The sequence below is a fragment of the Microbacterium altimontanum genome, assembly GCF_058349865.2.
Genome location: NZ_JBYRJB020000001.1, coordinates 59,352 through 78,381 on the forward strand (window position 1 = coordinate 59,352; position 19,030 = coordinate 78,381).

Below are 19,030 nucleotides of genomic sequence, written 5' to 3' on the forward strand. Positions count from 1 at the left end.
GCTTGTCCGCAGCCCGCGAAAGGACCCCCATGCTTCGTCGCACCATCCTGGCGGCCGCCGCCCTCGTCGCCGCCGCCTCGCTCGCCCTGACCGGCTGCACCGGCTCCGGCCCGGCGCCGACCGCCGCGGGCACGCCCGATCCCAACGCGTCGGTCGCGATCCGTCTGGTGCTCGAGCCCGGCAACCTCGACATCCGTCAGACCGCCGGCGCCGCTCTCGACCAGATCCTCCTCGACAACGTCTACCAGGGGCTCGTCTCGCACACCCCGGACCAGAAGATCGTCCCCGCGCTGGCCAGCGACTACACGATGTCGGACGACGGACTGACGTACACGTTCACGCTCCGCGAGGGCGTCACGTTCCAGGACGGCCAGGCGCTCACCCCCGATGACGTCGTCTGGTCGCTCACGCAGCACAAGACGCAGGCGGGGTGGACCGACTCCGACACGCTCGCGCGGGTGAAGTCGATCACGGCCGAGGGCCAGAAGATCACGATCACGATGACCCAGCCCGACTCGCAGCTGCTGTGGAACCTCTCCGGTCGCGCGGGAGTCATCCTGAAGAAGGACGACAAGGTCGACTACAAGACGAAGGCGAACGGCACCGGCCCGTTCACTCTCGCCAGCTGGAAGCAGGGCGACTCGATCACGTTCGAGCGCAATGACAAGTACTGGGGCGACAAGGCGAAGGTCAAGGAAGTGGTCTTCGACTACATCCCCGACAACCAGGCCGCGCTCAACGCCGCCCAGGCCGGCGAGGTCGACGTGGTGACCGGCTTCGACGCGAACCTCAAGGACCAGATCGAGGCGAACGGCGACTACAAGCTGGTGCTCGGCAAGTCGACCGACAAGGGCACGCTCGCGATGAACAGCCACAACAAGTGGCTGAGCGACAAGCGCGTGCGCCAGGCGATCCGCCAGGCGATCGACCACAAGGCCGTCATCACCGCGCTGGGAGCGGGACAGACCCTGTTCGGCCCCATCCCCGAACTCGACCCGGGATACGAGGACCTCTCCGCCGTCGCCCCGTACGATCCGGAGAAGGCGAAGGCCCTGCTCAAGGCCGCCGGCGCCCAGGACATCACGCTGACCCTCACGATCTACAACGGCTACGGCACGACGATCCCGCAGATCCTCGTCTCCGACCTCAACAACGTCGGCATCACGCTGAAGGTCAACGCCGTCGAGTTCCCCACCTGGATCAACGACGTCTACGTCAACAAGAACTACGAGCTGAGCTTCGTGCTGCACACCGAGGCGCGCGACTTCGAGAACTGGGCCAATCCCGACTACTACTTCACCTACGACAACCCGACGGTGCAGAAGCTCTACCAGGACTCGCTGAGCGCGACGAGCGAGGACGAGGCGGCGGCCGACCTGAAGAAGGCGGCGAAGATCGTCTCGGAGGACATGGCGGCCGACTGGGTCTACAACGGCGCATCGGTGGTGGCGGTCGGCACTAACATCACGGGTATGCCGAAGGACAGCGTCAACGAGCGCCTGAATCTCGCCGAACTCGCCAAGAGCAAGGGGTGATCCGCTACGCGCTGACGCGACTGGCCCTCCTGGTCGTCGGGCTGTTCGTCGCCAGCGTGCTGATCTTCCTGACGCTCCGGGTGCTGCCCGGAGACGTCGCCCAGCTCATCGCCGGCACCAACAGCACGCCCGAGCAGATCGCGGCCATCCGCGACCAGCTCCACCTCGGCGAACCGCTTCCGGCGCAGTACATCACGTGGATCACCGGGGTGCTGCGCGGAGACTTCGGCGCCTCCCTGCTGACCGGCACGCCGGTGCTCGCCGAGCTGGGCCAGAAGGCCCAGGTCACGGTGCCCCTGGGGCTCATGGCGATGGTCATCGCGCTCGTGCTCGCGGTGCCGCTCGGGGTCGCGTCCGCGCTCCTGCGCGGGCGGGCCGGCGGCACGGCGCTGAACGTCGGCGCCCAGGCCGTCGCCGCCGTCCCCGTCGTCTGGGCGGGCATGATGCTCGTCGTGCTCTTCGCGGTGTGGCTGGGATGGCTGCCCGCGCAGGGCTTTCCCCGCGCCGGATGGCAGCAGCCGGGGTTCGCGCTGCGGTCGCTGCTGCTGCCGGCCCTCACGATCGGGGTCGTCGAGGGCGCGATGCTCATGCGCTTCGTGCGCAGCGCGACACTGCAGGCGGTCGGCCAGGACTTCGTGCGCACCGCCGCCGCCAAGGGCCTCACCCGCACGCAGGCGCTGATCCGCCACGGGCTGCCGACCATGGCCCTGTCGGTCGTCACGGTCCTCGGCCTGCAGGTGGCCGGCATCATCGTGGGATCGGTCGTGATCGAGCAACTGTTCTCCCTCCCCGGAATCGGGCGGATGCTGGTGACGGATGTCGGCAACCGCGATCTCATCAAGGTGCAGGGCGAGCTGCTCGTGCTCACCGGATTCGTCCTCATCGTCGGCTTCCTCGTCGACCTGTTCCACCGCGCGATCGACCCGCGCCAGCGGGAGGCGGCATGAACGGCTCCTGGCTGCGCCGGCTCTGGCGCCTCTCCACGGGGCGCTTCGGCGTGATCGTCGCGCTCGTCATCCTGCTCGCCGCCGGGGTCTCCCTCTTCTGGACGCCCTTCGATCCCCAGCACGTGGAGATCTCCGAGCGCTGGCTCGGGCCCGGCTGGCCGCACCTCCTCGGGACCGACGGCTCGGGCCGCGACATCCTGAGCCTGATCATGGCCGGCGGACAGACGACGGTGTTCGTCGCCGTCGGGTCGGCCGTGATCGCGACGATCGTCGGCATCGCCCTCGCCGCGCTCGGCGCGCTCACCACCCGCTGGATGCGCGAGTCGGTGGCCGTCTTCGTCGACATCCTCATCGCGTTCCCCGTCCTGCTGATCGCCCTGATGATCTCGGCGATCTTCGGCCGGTCGCTGTGGGTCGTGATCTGGGCGGTGGGCATCGGCTTCGGCGTGAACATCGCCCGTGTCACCCGGCCCGAGCTGCGCCGAGTGCTGCACAGCGACTTCGTGCTCGCCGGCCAGGCGTCGGGCCTCACCCCCGCACAGAACCTCTACCGGCACCTGCTGCCGAACGTCGCCCCCGTGTTCATCGTGCAGCTCTCCTGGGGGATGGCCGTCGCCGTGCTCGCCGAAGCGGGACTGTCGTACCTCGGGGTCGGCGCCCCGCCGACCCAGCCCAGCTGGGGACTGCTTCTGGCGGAGCTCCAGCAGTTCCTCACGGTGCACCCGACGTCGGTGCTGTGGCCGGGTCTCGCGATCACGTTCACCGTGCTCGGGCTGAACCTGCTCGGCGACGCGCTGCGCGAGGCCACCGACCCGACGCTCGCCCGACGGGAGGGGCCGATGCCCCCGGAGGGCGGCGGACGGATGCCGCAGCCGGAAGTGGTCGCATGAGTCTGCGCGTGCGCGACCTGTGCATCTCGATCGGCGGACGACCGGTCGTCGACGGCGTCTCGTTCGACGTCGCCGACGGACAGCGGATGGGCCTCATCGGCGAGTCGGGTTCCGGGAAGTCGCTCACCGCGCTCGCGGTCCTCGGTCTCCTGCCCGAGGCAGCCACCGTCACCGGCTCGATCCGGTGGAACGACACCGAGCTCATCGGCCTTCCCGACCGGCAGCTCGCCCAGCTCCGCGGCGACGAGATCGGCATCGTGTTCCAGGAGCCGCGGACTGCGCTGAACCCCATCCGCACCGTGGGCCGGCAGATCGCCGAGGCCATCCGCATCCATGAGCGCGTCCCCCGGCGGGAGGCCCGGGCCCGGGCCATCGCCGAAGCGGAGCGTGTGCGCCTTCCCGATCCTGAGCGCATCGTCGACCGCTATCCGCATCAACTGAGCGGCGGACAGCGGCAGCGCGTCGCGATCGCGATGGCGCTCGCCTGCCGGCCGAAGCTGCTCATCGCCGACGAGCCGACCACCGCTCTCGACGTCACGATCCAGGCCGAGATCCTCGAGCTGCTGCACGGTCTCGTGGACGACGACGGGATGTCGCTGATCTTCATCACGCACGACCTCGCCGTGCTGTCGCAGATCGCCACGGACGGGGTCGTGCTCGAGCACGGCCGGGTGGTCGAGGCGGCGCCCGTGCGGTCGCTGCTGACCTCCCCCGCGTCCCCCGTCACGCAGGGGCTGCTGCGCGATGCGACCGCCACGCTGTGGAAGCCGGAGGGCCGGTCATGACCGACGCGTTCCTGCTGAGCGGTCGCGGACTGACCCGCCGGTTCGCCGCGCCCCGAACCGGGCTGTTCGAGCGCCGCTCGTCCACCACGGCTCTCGCGGACGCCGACATCGATGTGCGGGAGGGGTCGGCGGTCGGCATCATCGGCGAGTCGGGCTCGGGCAAATCGACCCTCGTGCGGCTGCTGCTCGCCCTCGACACCCCGACCGCGGGCAGCGTCGCCTTCGACGGACGGCGCGTGGACGCGACATCCGGCGCCCGCTCCCTGCACTGGCTGCGCCGCCAGACGGGGATCGTGTTCCAGGATCCGTACGCGTCACTCGATCCGCGGATGAGCGTCGGGAGGATCGTCGGCGAACCGCTGTGGGCGCTCGGCCTCGGCGGCGACGGCGGCCCGGGGAACACCGGGCGCCGCGAGCGGGTGCGCGAGGTCCTCGTCGACGTGGGGCTCGAGCCCGAGATGGCGAACCGCTACCCGCACGAGTTCTCCGGCGGGCAGCGGCAGCGCATCGCCCTCGCCCGCGCGATCGCGCACCGGCCGCGGCTGCTCGTCGGCGATGAGCCGCTGTCGGCGCTCGATGTCACCGTGCGCGCCCAGATCCTCGACGTGCTCGCCGCGCTGCGCGCGCGCGACGGGATGACGATCGTCATGGTGTCGCACGACATCGGCGTCGTGCAGAGCCTGTGCGACGAGGTCGTGGTGATGAAGGACGGCCGCATCGTCGAGGAGGGGCCGACCGAGAAGGTGCTGCTCGAGCCGCAGGTCGCCTACACCCGGCGGCTGCTGGCGTCCATTCCGGTGATCGATCCCGACGGCGGGTCGCGCGGCTGAGCCGGCGGGACCCGCCGCGAGAGCCCGCCCGGACGTCGGCGCCCGGGGATACTCTTCGGTTATGAGATACGGGATCGTGCCGCCGTACATGCTGGCCCGCGTCGCGCAGACCGACGAGCCGCACCTCGCGCATGCGGCGAAGGCCGCCGCGCACACGCTCATCGCGCCGCGCGACTACCGGCCGGAGCGGCTGCAGCTGGAGCTGAGCATCGAGGACGGCGCCCTCGTCGCCCGCACCGAGCCCTCCCCCGACCGCACGATCGCCGACGCGAAGAACACGGAGGACCTTCCCGGGACCACGGTGCGCACCGAAGACCAGGGACCGGTCGCCGACGCCGCCGTGAACCAGGCGTTCGACGGTCTCGGCGACACGTTCGACTTTTACGAGGACGTCTACGGCCGCGACTCGATCGACGGGCGCGGCCTGCCCCTGGATGCGACAGTGCACTACGGCCAGGACTACGACAACGCGTTCTGGAACGGCGAGCGGATGGTCTTCGGCGACGGTGATGGCGACGTCTTCACCGGGTTCACCGGATCCATCACCGTCATCGCCCACGAGCTGACGCACGGCGTGACCGAGGCGTCGGGAGGACTGACGTATCAGGGACAGTCGGGCGCGCTCAACGAGTCGATCTCCGACGTGTTCGGCGTCCTGACCGAGCAGTACCACCTGGACCAGACCGCCGACGAGGCGTCGTGGCTCATCGGCGCAGGCATCCTCGCGCCGGGCATCCACGGGGTGGCGCTGCGATCGATGAAGGCGCCGGGCACGGCGTACGACGACCCCACGCTGGGCAAGGACCCGCAGCCGGCGACGATGGCCGGGTATGTGCAGACGACCGACGACAACGGTGGAGTGCACATCAATTCCGGGATCCCCAACCACGCGTTCTACCTCTACGCCGTCGCGCTCGGCGGCCGCGCCTGGGAGCAGGCTGGCCTTGTCTGGTACAAGACGCTCACGGGCGGCGCCCTGAAGCCGAGCACCGACTTCGCGACCTTCGCGAACGCCACCGTCACCACTGCCGCAGCGGAGTACGGTGAGAACTCGAAGGAGGTCGCCGCACTGCGCTCGGCCTGGAGCGAGGTCGGCGTGCTCTCGGATGGAGAATCAGCAGAGCAGGGATCCCCGACGCACGGATCCCGAGAAGAGTGACGGCGGTGGCGCTGCGAGCGGTACCACCGTCTCGGTGACGGTCGTACGCACCGGCGGCTTCGCCGGCATCCGACGAGAGTGGCGGGCGCAGCCGCCGGCGGACGAGGCGCAGCGGTGGATCGCGCTCATCCGGGAATGTCCGTGGGACGCCGAGGACGCGCAGTGCCCACCGGCGCAGCCCGACAGGTTCGTCTGGCGCATCGACGCCCGGCTGGGCGATACGGCTCACCGCACGGAGCTGCCCGAGTCGCACCTGCACGGTCCTTGGCGGACCCTCGTCGCCGAGGTGCAGTCCTACGACGACTGACGCATCACGCCGGAAGCCGCCAGTCGACCGGGTCGGCACCCTGTGCCGCGAGCAGGGCGTTCGCGCGCGAGAAGGGCCGCGACCCGAAGAAGCCGCGATGTGCGGACAGCGGCGACGGATGGGCCGACGCGATGATCGGCGTCGACCCCAGCAGCGGAGCCAGGTTCTGCGCGTCCCTCCCCCACAGGATCGCCACGAGCGGGCCGCCGCGGTCGACGAGTGAGCGGATCGCGTGCTCGGTGACCTTCTCCCATCCCCAGTTGCGGTGCGAGGCGGGCGAGCCCGGGGATACCGTGAGCACCCGGTTGAGCAGCATCACGCCCTGATCGCTCCACGCCGAGAGGTCGCCGTGCGGAGCCGGTGGGATCCCGAGGTCGGTCTGCATCTCCTGGTAGATGTTGACGAGGCTGCGCGGCAGCGGGCGCACATGCCGGTCGACCGCGAACGACAGCCCGATCGGATGACCGGGCGTCGGGTAGGGGTCCTGCCCGACGATGAGCACCTTCACGTCGGCGAGCGGACGAGAGAACGCGCGCAGCACGCGAGCACCCTCCGGAAGGTAGTGCCGCCCCGCCTGCGTCTCTGCCCGCAGCCGGTCACCGAGCGCGGCGATGTCGCCCGCGACCGGCTCGAGCTGCTGCGCCCATCCGGCATCCATCAGTCCCGCGTCGGCCAGTTCGGGGAGAGTCATCGCCACCTCTCCAGGGTAGACGCGGCGGTCAGAGGCTGCCGGCGACCGCCCCCACCCACAGGATGGCGACCACGGCGGCGACCGCCATGAGCGCGAGCAGCCAGGCGAGTGCGCGCAGCCGCGTGCGGCGGGTGTGGACGGCGAAGCGCACGATGACCATCGCCGCGTACAGCGCCACCTGGACCGCGACCCCGATGATCGCGACGACCGGAACGACGGGCACGAGGAACGCCAGCACCACGACTGCGACGCCGCCGAGCGCGCCGCCCCACACGAGCCAGCGCCGGCCGCTCGACCGGGTCAGCGCGGGCTGTGCGGTGACCCGGGTGGGATCGTCGGGGCCGCCGACCGTCATGGGTGCATCGCCGCCCCGAGCATCCGCGCCGCGCGCACGACGTCGTCGACGCCGATGCCCGCGGCATCCATCAGCTGCGTCGCGGTGCCCGAGCCCGGGAGGCCGCGGACGCCGAGGACGGTGACGGCGGGGTGCGCGCTGACGTCTTCGAACGCCTCGAGCACCGCCGACCCGACACCGCCCTGCACGTGGTGATCCTCGACGACGACCATGCGCGCGCCGCAGTCCCGTGAGGCGCCGATGAGGGCGTCACGGTCAACGGGCTTGATCGAGTACAGGTCGAGCACGCGCGCCGAGATGCCCTGTTCCTCCAGCTCGTCGGCCGCTCCCAGGCACGTGTGCACGGTGACGCCCGCTCCCACCAGCACCACGCTGTCGTGGCCGCTCGCGCGGAGCGTCTTGCTGCCGCCGATCGGAAACTTCTCGTCGGGCTCGTACAGCACCGGGTAGGCGCCCCGGGTCGTGCGCAGATACGAGATCCCCGCCACGTCGAGCATCTCGGTGGTGAGCGCGGCGGCACTTGTGGCGTCCGACGGGTAGAGCACGGTGGAGCCGAGGATCGCCCGCATCTCGGCGATGTCCTCGAGCGCCATCTGCGACGGCCCGTCCTCCCCGATCTCGACGCCGGCGTGCGATCCGCACAGCCGCAGATCGGCCCGCGAGATCGCCGCCATCCGGATGAAGTCGTACGCGCGCGCGAAGAACGCCGCGAACGTCGCGGCGAACGGGATGTATCCGCGCACCGAGAGTGCGACGGCGGTGGAGATCATCTGCTGCTCGGCGATGCCGACTTCGAAGAACCGCTCCGGGGCGGCCTCGGCGAACATGCCGGAGTGCGTCGAGTTGCCGACGTCGCCGTCGACGACGGTGACGTCGGGCACGGCGGCGAGGGCCGCGAGGGTCTCGCCGAACGCCGTGCGGGTGGCGACCTTGTCGCCCAGCTTGTACTGCGGCGGCTGCACGTCGGGGCGCGGCATGCCGCCGGCGGCGGCCCGCTCGGCGTCTGATCGCGGTGCCTCGTGGTGCGGGCTGACCCGGTGCACGACGCGATCGTGCATCCCGCCGAGGGCGTCGATGGCGCGATCCGCCATGTCTTCCGGGAGGGCCTTGCCGTGCCACCCGTTGAGGTCCTCCACCTCCGGCACGCCCTTGCCCTTGATCGTGCGGGCGAGGATGACGGTGGGGCTCTCGCTCGAGCGCGCATCGGCGAGCGCGCGGTCGATCTGCTCGAGATCGTGCCCGTCGATCACGACGGCGTCGACGTCGAACCCGCGCACGCGACGGGCGTACGCCTCCATGTCCCACTCGAGCTCGGTGGACGTCGACTGCCGCAGCCGGTTGACGTCGACGATCGCGGTGAGGTTGCCGAGCCGTTTGCTGCCGGCGAGCTCCAGCGCCTCCCAGATCGAGCCCTCGGCGAACTCGCCGTCGCCGCAGAGCACCCACACGTGGTAGTCGCGCTCCTCCTCCAGCCGGCGGCTCACCCAGGCCAGCCCCGCCCCGATCGGCAGGCCCTGGCCGAGCGAGCCGGTCGCCACGTCGACCCACGGGAGCACGGGAGTGGGGTGACCCTGCAGGCGTGAACCGGCGCGGCGGTAGGTCTGCACGAGCTCGTCGTCGTCGATCACGCCGGCGGCCTTGAACATCGAGTAGAGCAGCGGTGAGGCGTGGCCCTTCGAGAAGATCAGGTGGTCGTTGTCCCGGTCGTTCGGGGCATGCCAGTCGTAGTCGAGATGCCGCGTCATGAGCACTGCCATGAGATCCGCGGCCGAGAGGCTCGAGGTCGCGTGGCCCGACCCGGCTGACTCCGTCGCCCTCAGCGAGTCGACGCGCAGCTGCGCGGCGAGGTCGGCGATGTCGTCGAATCCGGTGCCCAGAGGTGCTGTGAGTGTCTCCGACATGGTCCGACGGTAGGTCGGGCGGATGCGTCGGAGACACCCCCTTGCGGGAACGAGAAGCGCACGTTAGGGCGCTCCAGGTCAGGCGCCGAGGGTCCGGACGAGGACTCCCTGTTCCGATCCGCTGACCGTCCAAACGCTGCCCGCGCCGTCGACGCGCAGCGCCCCGTCGCCCGCGATGAGCACGGTGTTCTCGTCGATCCCGACGCCCGACTCCACGAGACCGGCCTCCACGGCGGCGACCAGCCGCGACAGGGCGCCCCACTGCGCGACGTGCACGTCGACGCTGATGTCGATGAGCCCGATGCCGGGTGCGACGGTCACCTCATCGAGGTCTTCCGCGACGTCTTCGGGCGCGATCTCGACCCCGCCGATGCGCCATCCGCCGACGAGCGCGCGGGTGGCGGCGATCGCCGAACCGGCGGAGAAGCCGAGGTACGGCGCCCCGGCGAGAACGAGTGCCCGGATGAGGTCGAAGCGCGGCTCGAGGACGTCGCGGTACGCGGGGGTCAACCCTCCCCCGACGATGATGCCGTCCACACCGTCGAATGCGATCTCCGGCACCGTCCCGGTCTCGCCGACGGCCGTGACCATCGCGTCGATCGGGCCGGCGGGGGCCGCCGCCGCCAGCAGCCGCGCGGCATGGTCGTCGGCGTCGCCGTCGCGGACGGCGATCACGGCGACGCGCGGGATGTCGCGGCCCGCGGCGGCGGCTCGTGCAGCGGCTTCGGCGACGAACGCGCGGTAGGCGACCCCGTCGGGCTCGTCCTGCCAGCCGCCGCCGACGAGGTGGACGCTCACTCGCGGACCTTCAGGGGACCGCGGGCAAGCAGGTGCTGGGCCGACTGGGCGACCGGGCGCATCTCGATGAGGTCGAGGTTGACGTGGCCGGGAACACCGAGCGCGTAGGCGATGACGTCGGCGACATCGGCCGCGGTGAGCGGTGCTTCGACGCCGGCGTACACCTTGGCGGCCGCATCCTGATCGCCGCCCAGGCGCTTGAGCGAGAACTCCTCGGTGTGCACCATGCCGGGGGCGACCTCGATGACGCGGATCGGTTCGCCGTTGAGCTCGAGCCGCAGCACGTGGACGAGCATGGACTCCCCCGCCTTGGCGGCGTTGTAGCCGGCGCCGCCCGGATAGGGCGTCGTCGCGGCGGTGGACGTCACGAACAGCGTGTCGGCGTGACTGTCTGCGGCGGCGGCCCGGCGCAGCTGCGGCAGGAGCGCGGCGACGAGCCGCTGGGCCCCCATGACGTTCGCGTCGAACATCCACTGCCAGTCCTCGGGCCTGCCGTTCTCGACGCTGTCGGTGCCGCGGGCGCCGCCGGCCACCTGGACGAGGGCGTGTACCGGGCCGGTCTCGCCGAGCCAGCCGGCGAGCGCGTCGACGTCGGCCTGGCGGGTGAGATCGGCGGCGAACGCGGTGGCTCCGGTCTCCGCCTCGACCGCCGCGAGCCGCTCCGCTCGCCGGGCGACGGCGACGACATCCCATCCCGCCGCTCTCAGGGCGTGGACCGTCGCCTCGCCGATGCCGGTGCTGGCCCCTGTCACGACTGCTCGTCTGGTCATGGACTCAGCGTAACGATCGGCCCGGCGCCCGTGGGTTACGTCATATTTCTCGGGCGTTGTTGACAACCGGCGCCGTCCGTAGTGTCGACACAAGCCGCGAGGGGGTTCGCGGCCCTCCGACAGCCCGATCTGATTCCCACCCGAGGAGCATCCCATGTCAGCAACCGAGAACTGGCGGTTCGAGACCGCGCAGATCCACGCCGGTGCTCAGCCCGACCCGGTCACCGGGGCGCGGGCGACGCCGATCTACCAGACCACGTCGTACGTGTTCAAGGACACCGAGCACGCGGCGAACCTGTTCTCGCTCGCCGAGACCGGCAACATCTACACCCGCATCCAGAACCCGACACAGGATGTCGTCGAGCAGCGCCTCGCCGCCCTCGAGGGGGGCACCGGCGCTCTCCTCACGGCATCGGGGATGTCGGCGGCGACGCTGGCGATCCTCAACATCGCGGGAGCCGGCGACCACGTCGTCGCCTCTTCGGCCATCTACGGCGGCACGTACAACCTGCTGCGGTACACCCTCGAGAAGCTCGGCATCACCACGACGTTCGTCGAGAACCAGGACGACCCCGAGGCGTGGCGCTCGGCGGTGCGGCCGAACACGAAGCTGTTCTTCGCCGAGTCGATCGGCAATCCGAAGATCAACGTGCTCGACATCGAGACGGTCGCCGGCATCGCGCACGAGAACGGAATCCCACTCGTCGTGGACAACACGATCGCCACGCCGTACCTGATCCGTCCGTTCGAGCACGGCGCCGACGTCGTGATCCACGCGGCGACGAAGTTCCTCGGCGGTCACGGCACGGTGATCGCAGGAGCCATCGTCGACGGCGGCACGTTCGCCTGGTCGCAGCACGCCGACAAGTTCCCGGGCCTCACCGAGCCCGACCCCTCGTACCACGGCGTGAGCTACACCGGCGTGCTGGGCGACGGGATCGCCTACATCATCAAGGCGCGCGTGCAGCTGCTGCGCGACATCGGACCGGCGATCTCGCCGAACAGCGCCTGGCAGCTCATCCAGGGCATCGAGACGCTGTCGCTGCGCGTCGAGCGTCACGTGCAGAACGCGCAGGAGATCGCGGAGTGGCTCGAGAACCACGATGACGTCGCGTCGGTGAGCTACGCCGGGCTGCCCAGCTCGCCGTGGTACGCGAACGCCAACAAGTACGCGCCGAAGGGCGTGGGCGCGGTGCTGTCGTTCGAGCTCAAGGGCGGCGTCGACGTGGGCCGCGCGTTCGTCGACAACCTCAAGCTGTTCAGCCACCTCGCGAACATCGGCGATGTGCGGTCGCTCGTGATCCACCCGGCTTCGACGACGCACTCGCAGCTGTCGCCCGAGGAGCAGCTGTCGAGCGGGGTGACCCCGGGTCTCGTGCGTCTGTCGGTCGGCCTCGAGAACATCGACGACCTCAAGGACGACCTCGAGAACGCCCTCACCGCCGCGCGTGCCGTCGGCGAGGCCGCTCGCGTCTGACCTCCTCAGGGACACGATGCCCCGACCGCCGGCCCGTCCCGGGTGGCGGCCGGGGCATCCGTCGTTCCCGGCATCCGTTCCCGTGCGCGTCGACGCCCCAGCCTGCCGGATCAGTCGGCCGGCGACCCCGCGTCCCACCACCGCAGGACGCGGAGGGCGCGCAGCGTGACCCAGCGGCTCGGGAAGCCTTCCCCCTCCCCCTCCATGTCGAACAGCCTCGGCCCCTCATGGGGGTTGTCCAGCTTCCACATGCCCGACGGCAGCCGCTTCCGTCGCAGCACCTCGATGGCGTCCGCGCACCGTGGATCGCGTTCCGGCCGCGCCAGCCGGAAGTGGTCGAGGGCACGCAGCACGTCGTAGAACCAGCGCGTCGGGTACGAGAGCATCGCGAAGCGAGGGTCGACGAGCTCGCCGTCCGACGCGCGCCACAGCAGCCGTCGCTCCAGCAGATACTCCTCGCCGCGCCGACGGGCGACGGATGCGGCGGCCGCCGCATCCGTTCCCTCATGCGAGCGCTCGTAGGCCAGGAGTCCCTCCAGGACGCAGATCGTGGAGTGGAACGACGCAGGGCTCGTCCCGTCTTCGTCCCAGCAGTTCCATCCGCCGTCCGGCAGCTGCGTGTCGAGGACCGTCGCGAGCACCGGGTCGGTCGGCTCGCCGACGTACGCGCCGATCGTCAGCACGACGCCGTTGATGCACGGCTCGGTCTCGCCGTCGAAGTACGGCTCGCCGGCGTGATCCCACCGCACGCGCTGCCGCACGCGGGCGACGGCGGCCTTCACGCGTTCGTCGTCGGGTTCGACGCCGAAGTCGACGAGCTGCTGCAGGCTGAAGTGGGTCGCCGTCCAGGCATCGAAGAACGGCCGCGACTCATCCGCCCAGCCCGGCCGATAGACGCCGCCGTCCCACAATCCGTCGGCGTCCTGCTCGGCGAGGAGCCGCGCGCCCCAGCCCTCCGCCGCCACGCGCGCACGCTCGGCCGCCACCTCCTCGGGACTCGCCCGACCGAGGTCCGTCAGCACCTGCCAGCGGATCGCCGGATCGCCGGTCAGGAGGTAGTCGATGACGTCGTCGTCCATGACGGTGACGCTACCCGCGGCATCCGACATCGCCGGGCGCTTGCGCACCAGGCCCCGGAGCGCAACCCTCATTCGTCTCGGCCGCGACCCGCGTAACGTGCCGGGCAACCGTCGATGCACGCGCATCCGCCGCTTGCGAAGAGATCAGTTCGGATTCAGCAGAGGAGACACCCATGGCACAGGACCAGTACTCGTTCAGCGACCCCACGACCCTCTACCCGAAGATCTCGCCGCCCGAGCAGCACCAGCCCGAGCCCGGACTGGATGCCGATCTCGAGCCGCAGGCCGACCACGGCGAGGACACCTACCGCGGCAGCGAGCGGCTGAACGGACGCAAGGCCCTGATCACCGGCGCCGACTCGGGAATCGGCGCAGCGGTGGCGATCGCGTTCGCGCGAGAAGGCGCCGACGTCGCGATGTCGTATCTGCCGGAGGAGGAAGAGGATGCCCAGCGCATCGCGGCCCTCATCCGCGACGCCGGCCGCAACGCCGTGATGCTCCCCGGCGATCTCCGCGACGCGCAGCACTGCCGCGACCTGGTGGCGAAGGCGGTCGAAGAGCTCGGCGGTCTCGACATCCTCGTCAACAACGGGGGCAAGCAGGTGTTCGCCGAGAGCCTCACCGACATCGACGACGAGCAGTTCGACGACACGATGAAGACCAACATCTACGCGATGTTCTGGATCACGAAGGCCGCGCTTCCGCATCTTCCGGCAGGGGCCACCATCGTCAACACCACGTCGATCAACGCGTACAGCCCCAGCAAGATCCTCGTCGACTACTCCATCACGAAGGCCGCGATCAACAACTTCACGAAGTCCATGGCGCAGCAGCTCGCTCCCAAGGGCATCCGCGTGAACGCCGTCGCACCGGGCCCGATCTGGACCCCGCTGCAGGTCAGCGAAGGGCAGCCGCAGCCGAAGATCGAGTCGTTCGGGCAGCAGGTTCCGCTCGGCCGTGCCGGGCAGCCGGCCGAGCTCGCCCCGGCGTACGTCTTCCTCGCGTCGGCGGAATCGAGCTACGTCTCGGGCGAGACGCTGAACGTCAACGGCGGTGAGCCCACACCGTGACGCTCCCCGCGTGACGGCTCGGGCGCCCGGCCCGTCCACGGCCGGTCGCGCTCCCGCCGCGACGTAACGCTCCTCGGGCGTACGTCTCGACACGGGAGAATGGAGGAATGGATTGGCAGCAGACCTCCGAGGACACGGTGCCCAGCGCACCGGTGACGGAGGCCGACGCCCGATCGCTCCTCGGCCGGCCGCCGGCGACCGGCGCGTGGCGCGACGGCGACCCCGTCGGGAACCGCGTGTTCGCGGGGCTCGGCGCGTTCCGCACCGAGAACGGCGCCGAACTGCCGTTCGTGCGCATGGCGTACGAGACGTGGGGTGAGCTCGCCCCCGCTCGCGACAACGCCGTGCTCATCCTGCACGCGCTCACCGGCGACAGTCACGTGGCAGGACCTGCCGGGCCCGGGCATCCGACTGCCGGCTGGTGGGAGGACATCGTCGGACCGGGACTGGCGATCGACACCGACCGGTGGTGCGTGATCGCCCCGAACATGCTCGGCGGCTGCCAGGGCTCGACCGGGCCGGCGAGCATCGGACCGACCGGGCGGGAGTGGGCGTCGCGCTTCCCGTACCTCACGATCCGCGATCAGGTCGCGGCGCAGCGGATGCTGGCCGACGCGCTCGGCATCGACCGCTGGGCCGCCGTCATCGGCGGATCGATGGGCGGGATGCACGCCCTCGAATGGGCGGTCGGCCAGCCCGAGCGCGTCGAGCGGCTCGCGGTGCTGAGCTCTCCCCCGTTCAACACCGCCGACCAGATCGCGCTGAACTCGGTGCAGCTGGAGGCGATCCAGATCGACCCGCGCTTCGCGGGCGGGGAGTACTACGACGCCGGTGACGGCGACGGACCCCATCGCGGTCTCGCGCTCGCGCGACGCATGGCGCTGCTGAACTACCGCAGCCCCGCTGAGCTCAACATGCGGTTCGGCCGGTCGTGGCAGTCGGGGGTGAGTCCGCTCGGAAACGGCGGACGGTTCGCGGTCGAGTCGTATCTCGATTTCCACGGCAACAAGTTCACGCGCCGATTCGACGCGAACAGCTACATCCGGCTCGTCGAGGCGATGGACTCGCACGATGTCGGACGCGACCGCGGAGGGATCGAGGATGCGCTGGCACGCGTGACGGCAACGACGCTCGTGCTCGGCATCGACACCGACCGGCTGTTCCCCGTCGAGGGTCAGCATCGGATCGCCCGCAGCATCCCGCACACTCTGGACTGCAACGAGGCGGTCGTGCTCACGAGCGACTTCGGCCACGACGGGTTCCTCATCGAGACCGACCTCGTCGGCGCGCACCTGCGCCGGCTCCTTGCGGCCTAGCCGGGCCGGTGCATCTCGAAGAGGTGGCGTGCCGACGATGTCACGAACGGCTGGCCTCCTCTGAGCTGCGCGTCGAGCGCGCGCAGCTTGTCCCGGTACCGGTCGACGGAGAAGCCGGGCACCCACCAGACGCACTTGCGGAGGATCCACACGACGGCGCCGACATCGAAGAACTCCATCCGGCAACGGGCCGTGCGCACGTCGTCGACGACGAGACCGGCGGCTTCGGCGGCGGCCGCCTCGCGTCGCGGATCGCGACCGTCTTCGCCGTGCCACTGTCCGATGAAGTACTCGCTGAGCTCGGCCGCCGAGCGCGGTCCCACGTGCTGGGCCATGTAGCAGCCGCCGGGCGCGAGCACGCGCCGGATCTCCGCCCAGTCGGGGGCCACCGGGTGCCGCGACGAGACCAGCGCGAAGCCGCCGTCGCCGAACGGCAGCGGCTCCCCCGGGACGGACGCGGCGACCTCGACCCCGCGCGGGCCCAGGAGCGCACGCGCACGGCGCAGATTCGGCGCCCACGATTCGGTGACCGCCATCCGCGGCGGCAGTCGTTCGGCCTCCGCGACGACCTCGCCGCCGCCCGTATCGATGTCGAGGGCGGACTCGACCTCCGCGAATCGGCGCGCGAGCAGACGCGCGTAGCTCCATCCCGGCCGTTCCTCGGTGGCGCGGCCGTCGAGCCAGGCGAAGCCCCACCCGTCGACGGGTGCCGCTTCGGCCTCCGCGACGAGCTCCTCGAACGGCCGCATCACGCCGTCTTCAGGTAACGCCAGGGCAGCGAGTCGGTGAGCAGTCGGTGGCGGGGTCCGGATGCGTCGAGGTCGGCGTCGCGGTCGTGGGCGACGTCCGGCGCCCACGCGAAGACCGCGCGCCGCCGGATGACGGTGGCGAACTCCTGCAGACCCTGCACTCGCGCGCCGGCGACCGCGGCGGCCGCGTCGGCGAAGCCGACCATCCCGTGCAGCGTCACCCAGGTCGGCGGATACAGCGTCAGCTCGCCGCGCGCGTGACGGTCGAGCACGTCGGCCGGGGCCGCCCACTCCGCCGACACGACTTCGGCCGCCGACAGCGTCAGCTCGACGGCTTCTGCAGCGGTGCCGAGGAAGAACCACGTGCGGATGCGCTTGGGGATGCCGGCCGGCGGGGTCCAGCAGCTGATCGGATGGAGGGCGGCGGGGTCGACGACGAGGCCCACCTCTTCCGCCGTCTCGCGGGCCGCGGCCCGGCGCGCGTCGTCGGCCTCGGTCTGGCCGCTGACGAGATCGGCGGGCTCGACGCGTCCGCCCGGGAACACCCATGCCCCCGCGAACGACCCGCGTTCGGGCCGCTGCATCATCAGCACCTCCGGTCCGGCGTGGCCGTCGCGCATCAGCACGGCGGTCCCCGCCACCGGGAGGACGTCGGCGGACGGCGGGCCGGCGGCGGTTCCTGACTCCGCGTCCGCGGCCTCGAGGGCCGAGCGCAGGTCGCGCAGCGCCGGGTCGGTCTCACTCACCACGCCAGCCTACGACCCGCTCTTCGCGGATCAGCCGACCTCGGACTCGGCGATCGCGTCCTCGAGCCGTTCGATCTTGCCGTCCAGCTCTCGGGTGTATCCGGGGCGGATGTCGGCCTTCAGCACGAGGGAGACGCGCGATCCGAACGGCATCACCGCTTCGGTGGCGCGCTTGACGACATCCATGACCTCGTCCCACTCGCCCTCGAGCTCGGTGAACATCGACGTCGTGCGGTGCGGCAGACCGGAGTCGCGCACGATGCGGACGGCGGCGGCGACGGCGTCGTGCACGGCTCCGTCCGAGCGACCGGTACCGCTCGGTGCGACGGAGAAGGCGATCAGCATGCCTGAAACGCTACCAATTCGTGCTCAGCGCGCAACCGCGCTGTCGGCAGCCCCCACGGCGACGGAACGCGGCGCCCGCTCGGGGACGGGCGTGCGCGCCAGCCGCACGACACTCCACACGAACAGCGCGAGCACGAGCGCGTTGCGCGCCGTGACCAGGGCGGCGCCCATCGGGTGCGCGGCCAGCAGCTCCGAGTAGGCGAGCGGATACACGGCCTGGGTGAGCACCGCGATCGCCAGCGCCAGCAGCGCGGGTCCCCGCCAGCGGCGGCGGTCGATCACGAGGCCGATCACGACGGGCACGGCGATCCAGGTGAGGTACTGGGGCGATCCGACCTTGTTGAAGAGGATGAACGCTGTCACGAGCCCGAGCGCGAGGTCCGCGAACAGCGCGGCGAAGGATGCGCCCCGGCGCGCTTTGACTACACCCAGGACAGCGACGGCGCCGACGGCGATCACGAGCAGCGGCGTCATGAGCGCGATCACGACGTCGACGTTCGGTCCCGTCACCTGGAACGTCAGCATGTCGGGGTCGTAGTAGATGAACGATCCGTGGATGTGGGCGACGGCCCGCCACAGGTAGACGGTGCTGACCGGCGCCTCGAGCTGAAGGCCGCGACCCGTCTGATCGCCGATGAATCCGAACGCGTATGCCGCTCCCCCGGCGGCGACCACCGCCGCGAGCGTCAGCGCCGACACCACGAGGGCTCCGCCGACGACGGCGAGCCGGCGCCGCACGGCGATCACCGCGGCGGCGAGGAGCGCCGCCGGCCAGACCTTGATCCAGGTCGCGGCGGCGAGCAGGATCGAGCCGAGCCACGGCCGGCCGACGAGCCACAGACACCCGGCGATGGCGAGCGGGATCGTGATCGCGTCGATGCGGTACAGCGCGATGGGACCGAGCAGCGCGATCGACGCGAGCCAGAACCACGCGGCGACGCGGCGACCGCGCGAGCGTGCCCGTCCGACCAGCAGCGCGAAGGCGAGCGCGTCGCACAGCGTGACGAGGAGCGCCCAGCCGAGCGTGTAGCCGCCGATCCACGAGAGCCCGTGCGCGAGCACCATCGGGACGAGAGCGAGCTGCGGGTACACCCACCCCTCGGTGATGCCGACGATGCCGGCGCCGTCGATCGCCTTCGTCGACCAGGGCTCGTACACGAGGTAGACATCGCCCATGGGCTGGTTGGGAAGCACGAAGCCGAGCGCAGCGACGACGACGTGCACGAGGGCGAACGCCGCCCAGAGAATCGCCCGCCTCGACATCCGGCAAGTCTAGAGTG

At 70.9% G+C, this 19,030-nt stretch carries 20 protein-coding genes; 10 read left to right on the top strand and 10 right to left on the bottom strand.

Annotated elements, in window-relative coordinates; translation table 11 throughout:
• Positions 1–29 precede the first annotated feature (29 nt).
• The 7 genes from AC3RX1_RS00290 (at position 30) to AC3RX1_RS00320 (ending at position 6,453) form a co-directional block, all read left to right on the top strand.
• Entirely contained in the window at positions 30–1,535 is a 1,506-nt protein-coding gene (locus tag AC3RX1_RS00290; RefSeq protein WP_491499230.1) for an ABC transporter substrate-binding protein, read from the top strand.
• Positions 1,532–2,482 (top strand): ABC transporter permease, encoded by a 951-nt coding sequence (locus AC3RX1_RS00295; RefSeq protein WP_491499231.1) that lies wholly within the window; start codon positions 1,532–1,534, stop codon positions 2,480–2,482. Before AC3RX1_RS00290 ends, AC3RX1_RS00295 begins: the two co-directional genes overlap by 4 nt.
• Positions 2,479–3,372, top strand: a complete 894-nt coding sequence (locus AC3RX1_RS00300; protein ID WP_491499232.1) for an ABC transporter permease — start codon at positions 2,479–2,481, stop codon at positions 3,370–3,372. The genes AC3RX1_RS00295 and AC3RX1_RS00300 overlap by 4 nt, the downstream gene beginning before the upstream one ends.
• On the top strand, positions 3,369–4,157 hold the full coding sequence (locus tag AC3RX1_RS00305) for an ATP-binding cassette domain-containing protein (protein ID WP_491499233.1): 789 nt from the start codon (positions 3,369–3,371) through the stop codon (positions 4,155–4,157). Before AC3RX1_RS00300 ends, AC3RX1_RS00305 begins: the two co-directional genes overlap by 4 nt.
• A complete protein-coding gene (locus AC3RX1_RS00310; protein ID WP_491499234.1) occupies positions 4,154–4,987 on the top strand; it encodes an ABC transporter ATP-binding protein in 834 nt (277 codons plus the stop codon). Before AC3RX1_RS00305 ends, AC3RX1_RS00310 begins: the two co-directional genes overlap by 4 nt.
• 61 nt (positions 4,988–5,048) lie before the next feature.
• Positions 5,049–6,146, top strand: a complete 1,098-nt coding sequence (locus AC3RX1_RS00315) for a M4 family metallopeptidase (protein ID WP_491499235.1) — start codon at positions 5,049–5,051, stop codon at positions 6,144–6,146.
• A gap of 34 nt (positions 6,147–6,180) precedes the next feature.
• Complete coding sequence (locus tag AC3RX1_RS00320) at positions 6,181–6,453, top strand: protealysin inhibitor emfourin (protein WP_491499236.1); 273 nt, start codon at positions 6,181–6,183, stop codon at positions 6,451–6,453.
• 4 nt (positions 6,454–6,457) lie between these two features.
• Here the strand turns inward: AC3RX1_RS00320 and AC3RX1_RS00325 are convergent, their stop codons facing one another.
• The 5 genes from AC3RX1_RS00325 to AC3RX1_RS00345 all read right to left on the bottom strand — a co-directional run bounded on the left by AC3RX1_RS00325 (position 6,458) and on the right by AC3RX1_RS00345 (position 10,968).
• Entirely contained in the window at positions 6,458–7,150 is a 693-nt protein-coding gene (locus tag AC3RX1_RS00325) for a uracil-DNA glycosylase (protein ID WP_491499237.1), read from the bottom strand.
• Positions 7,151–7,172: 22 nt separating this feature from the next.
• Entirely contained in the window at positions 7,173–7,499 is a 327-nt protein-coding gene (locus tag AC3RX1_RS00330) for a hypothetical protein (RefSeq protein ID WP_491499238.1), read from the bottom strand.
• Positions 7,496–9,400 (bottom strand): transketolase, encoded by a 1,905-nt coding sequence (locus AC3RX1_RS00335; protein WP_491499239.1) that lies wholly within the window; start codon positions 9,398–9,400, stop codon positions 7,496–7,498. Before AC3RX1_RS00335 ends, AC3RX1_RS00330 begins: the two co-directional genes overlap by 4 nt.
• Positions 9,401–9,478: 78 nt before the next feature.
• A complete protein-coding gene (locus AC3RX1_RS00340; RefSeq protein WP_491499240.1) occupies positions 9,479–10,198 on the bottom strand; it encodes a type 1 glutamine amidotransferase family protein in 720 nt (239 codons plus the stop codon).
• Positions 10,195–10,968 carry an SDR family oxidoreductase gene (locus AC3RX1_RS00345; RefSeq protein ID WP_491499241.1) on the bottom strand — a complete coding sequence of 258 codons (774 nt, stop codon included), beginning with the start codon at positions 10,966–10,968 and terminating at the stop codon, positions 10,195–10,197. Before AC3RX1_RS00345 ends, AC3RX1_RS00340 begins: the two co-directional genes overlap by 4 nt.
• A 154-nt stretch (positions 10,969–11,122) precedes the next feature.
• Between AC3RX1_RS00345 and AC3RX1_RS00350 the strand changes: the two genes are divergently transcribed.
• Positions 11,123–12,445, top strand: coding sequence for a bifunctional o-acetylhomoserine/o-acetylserine sulfhydrylase (locus AC3RX1_RS00350; RefSeq protein WP_491499242.1), 1,323 nt, complete (start codon positions 11,123–11,125; stop codon positions 12,443–12,445).
• A gap of 110 nt (positions 12,446–12,555) precedes the next feature.
• Here the strand turns inward: AC3RX1_RS00350 and AC3RX1_RS00355 are convergent, their stop codons facing one another.
• Complete coding sequence (locus tag AC3RX1_RS00355; protein ID WP_491499243.1) at positions 12,556–13,524, bottom strand: hypothetical protein; 969 nt, start codon at positions 13,522–13,524, stop codon at positions 12,556–12,558.
• Between the two features lie 173 nt (positions 13,525–13,697).
• Between AC3RX1_RS00355 and AC3RX1_RS00360 the strand changes: the two genes are divergently transcribed.
• Together AC3RX1_RS00360 and metX are read left to right on the top strand one after the other, a co-directional pair.
• Positions 13,698–14,594 (top strand): glucose 1-dehydrogenase, encoded by an 897-nt coding sequence (locus AC3RX1_RS00360; RefSeq protein WP_491499244.1) that lies wholly within the window; start codon positions 13,698–13,700, stop codon positions 14,592–14,594.
• A 107-nt stretch (positions 14,595–14,701) separates the two neighbouring features.
• Positions 14,702–15,910 (top strand): homoserine O-acetyltransferase MetX, encoded by a 1,209-nt coding sequence (gene metX / locus AC3RX1_RS00365; RefSeq protein ID WP_491499245.1) that lies wholly within the window; start codon positions 14,702–14,704, stop codon positions 15,908–15,910.
• Here the strand turns inward: metX and AC3RX1_RS00370 are convergent.
• From AC3RX1_RS00370 to AC3RX1_RS00385, 4 genes are read right to left on the bottom strand one after another with little or no spacing between them, the layout of a single operon-like run.
• A complete protein-coding gene (locus tag AC3RX1_RS00370; RefSeq protein ID WP_491499246.1) occupies positions 15,907–16,659 on the bottom strand; it encodes a class I SAM-dependent methyltransferase in 753 nt (250 codons plus the stop codon). The genes metX and AC3RX1_RS00370 overlap by 4 nt on opposite strands.
• A complete protein-coding gene (locus tag AC3RX1_RS00375) occupies positions 16,659–17,405 on the bottom strand; it encodes an NUDIX domain-containing protein (RefSeq protein ID WP_491499247.1) in 747 nt (248 codons plus the stop codon). The genes AC3RX1_RS00370 and AC3RX1_RS00375 overlap by 1 nt, the downstream gene beginning before the upstream one ends.
• A 30-nt stretch (positions 17,406–17,435) precedes the next feature.
• Positions 17,436–17,750 (bottom strand): thiamine-binding protein, encoded by a 315-nt coding sequence (locus tag AC3RX1_RS00380; RefSeq protein ID WP_491499248.1) that lies wholly within the window; start codon positions 17,748–17,750, stop codon positions 17,436–17,438.
• Positions 17,751–17,774: 24 nt separating this feature from the next.
• Complete coding sequence (locus AC3RX1_RS00385; RefSeq protein ID WP_491499249.1) at positions 17,775–19,013, bottom strand: glycosyltransferase 87 family protein; 1,239 nt, start codon at positions 19,011–19,013, stop codon at positions 17,775–17,777.
• Positions 19,014–19,030: the final 17 nt, after the last annotated feature.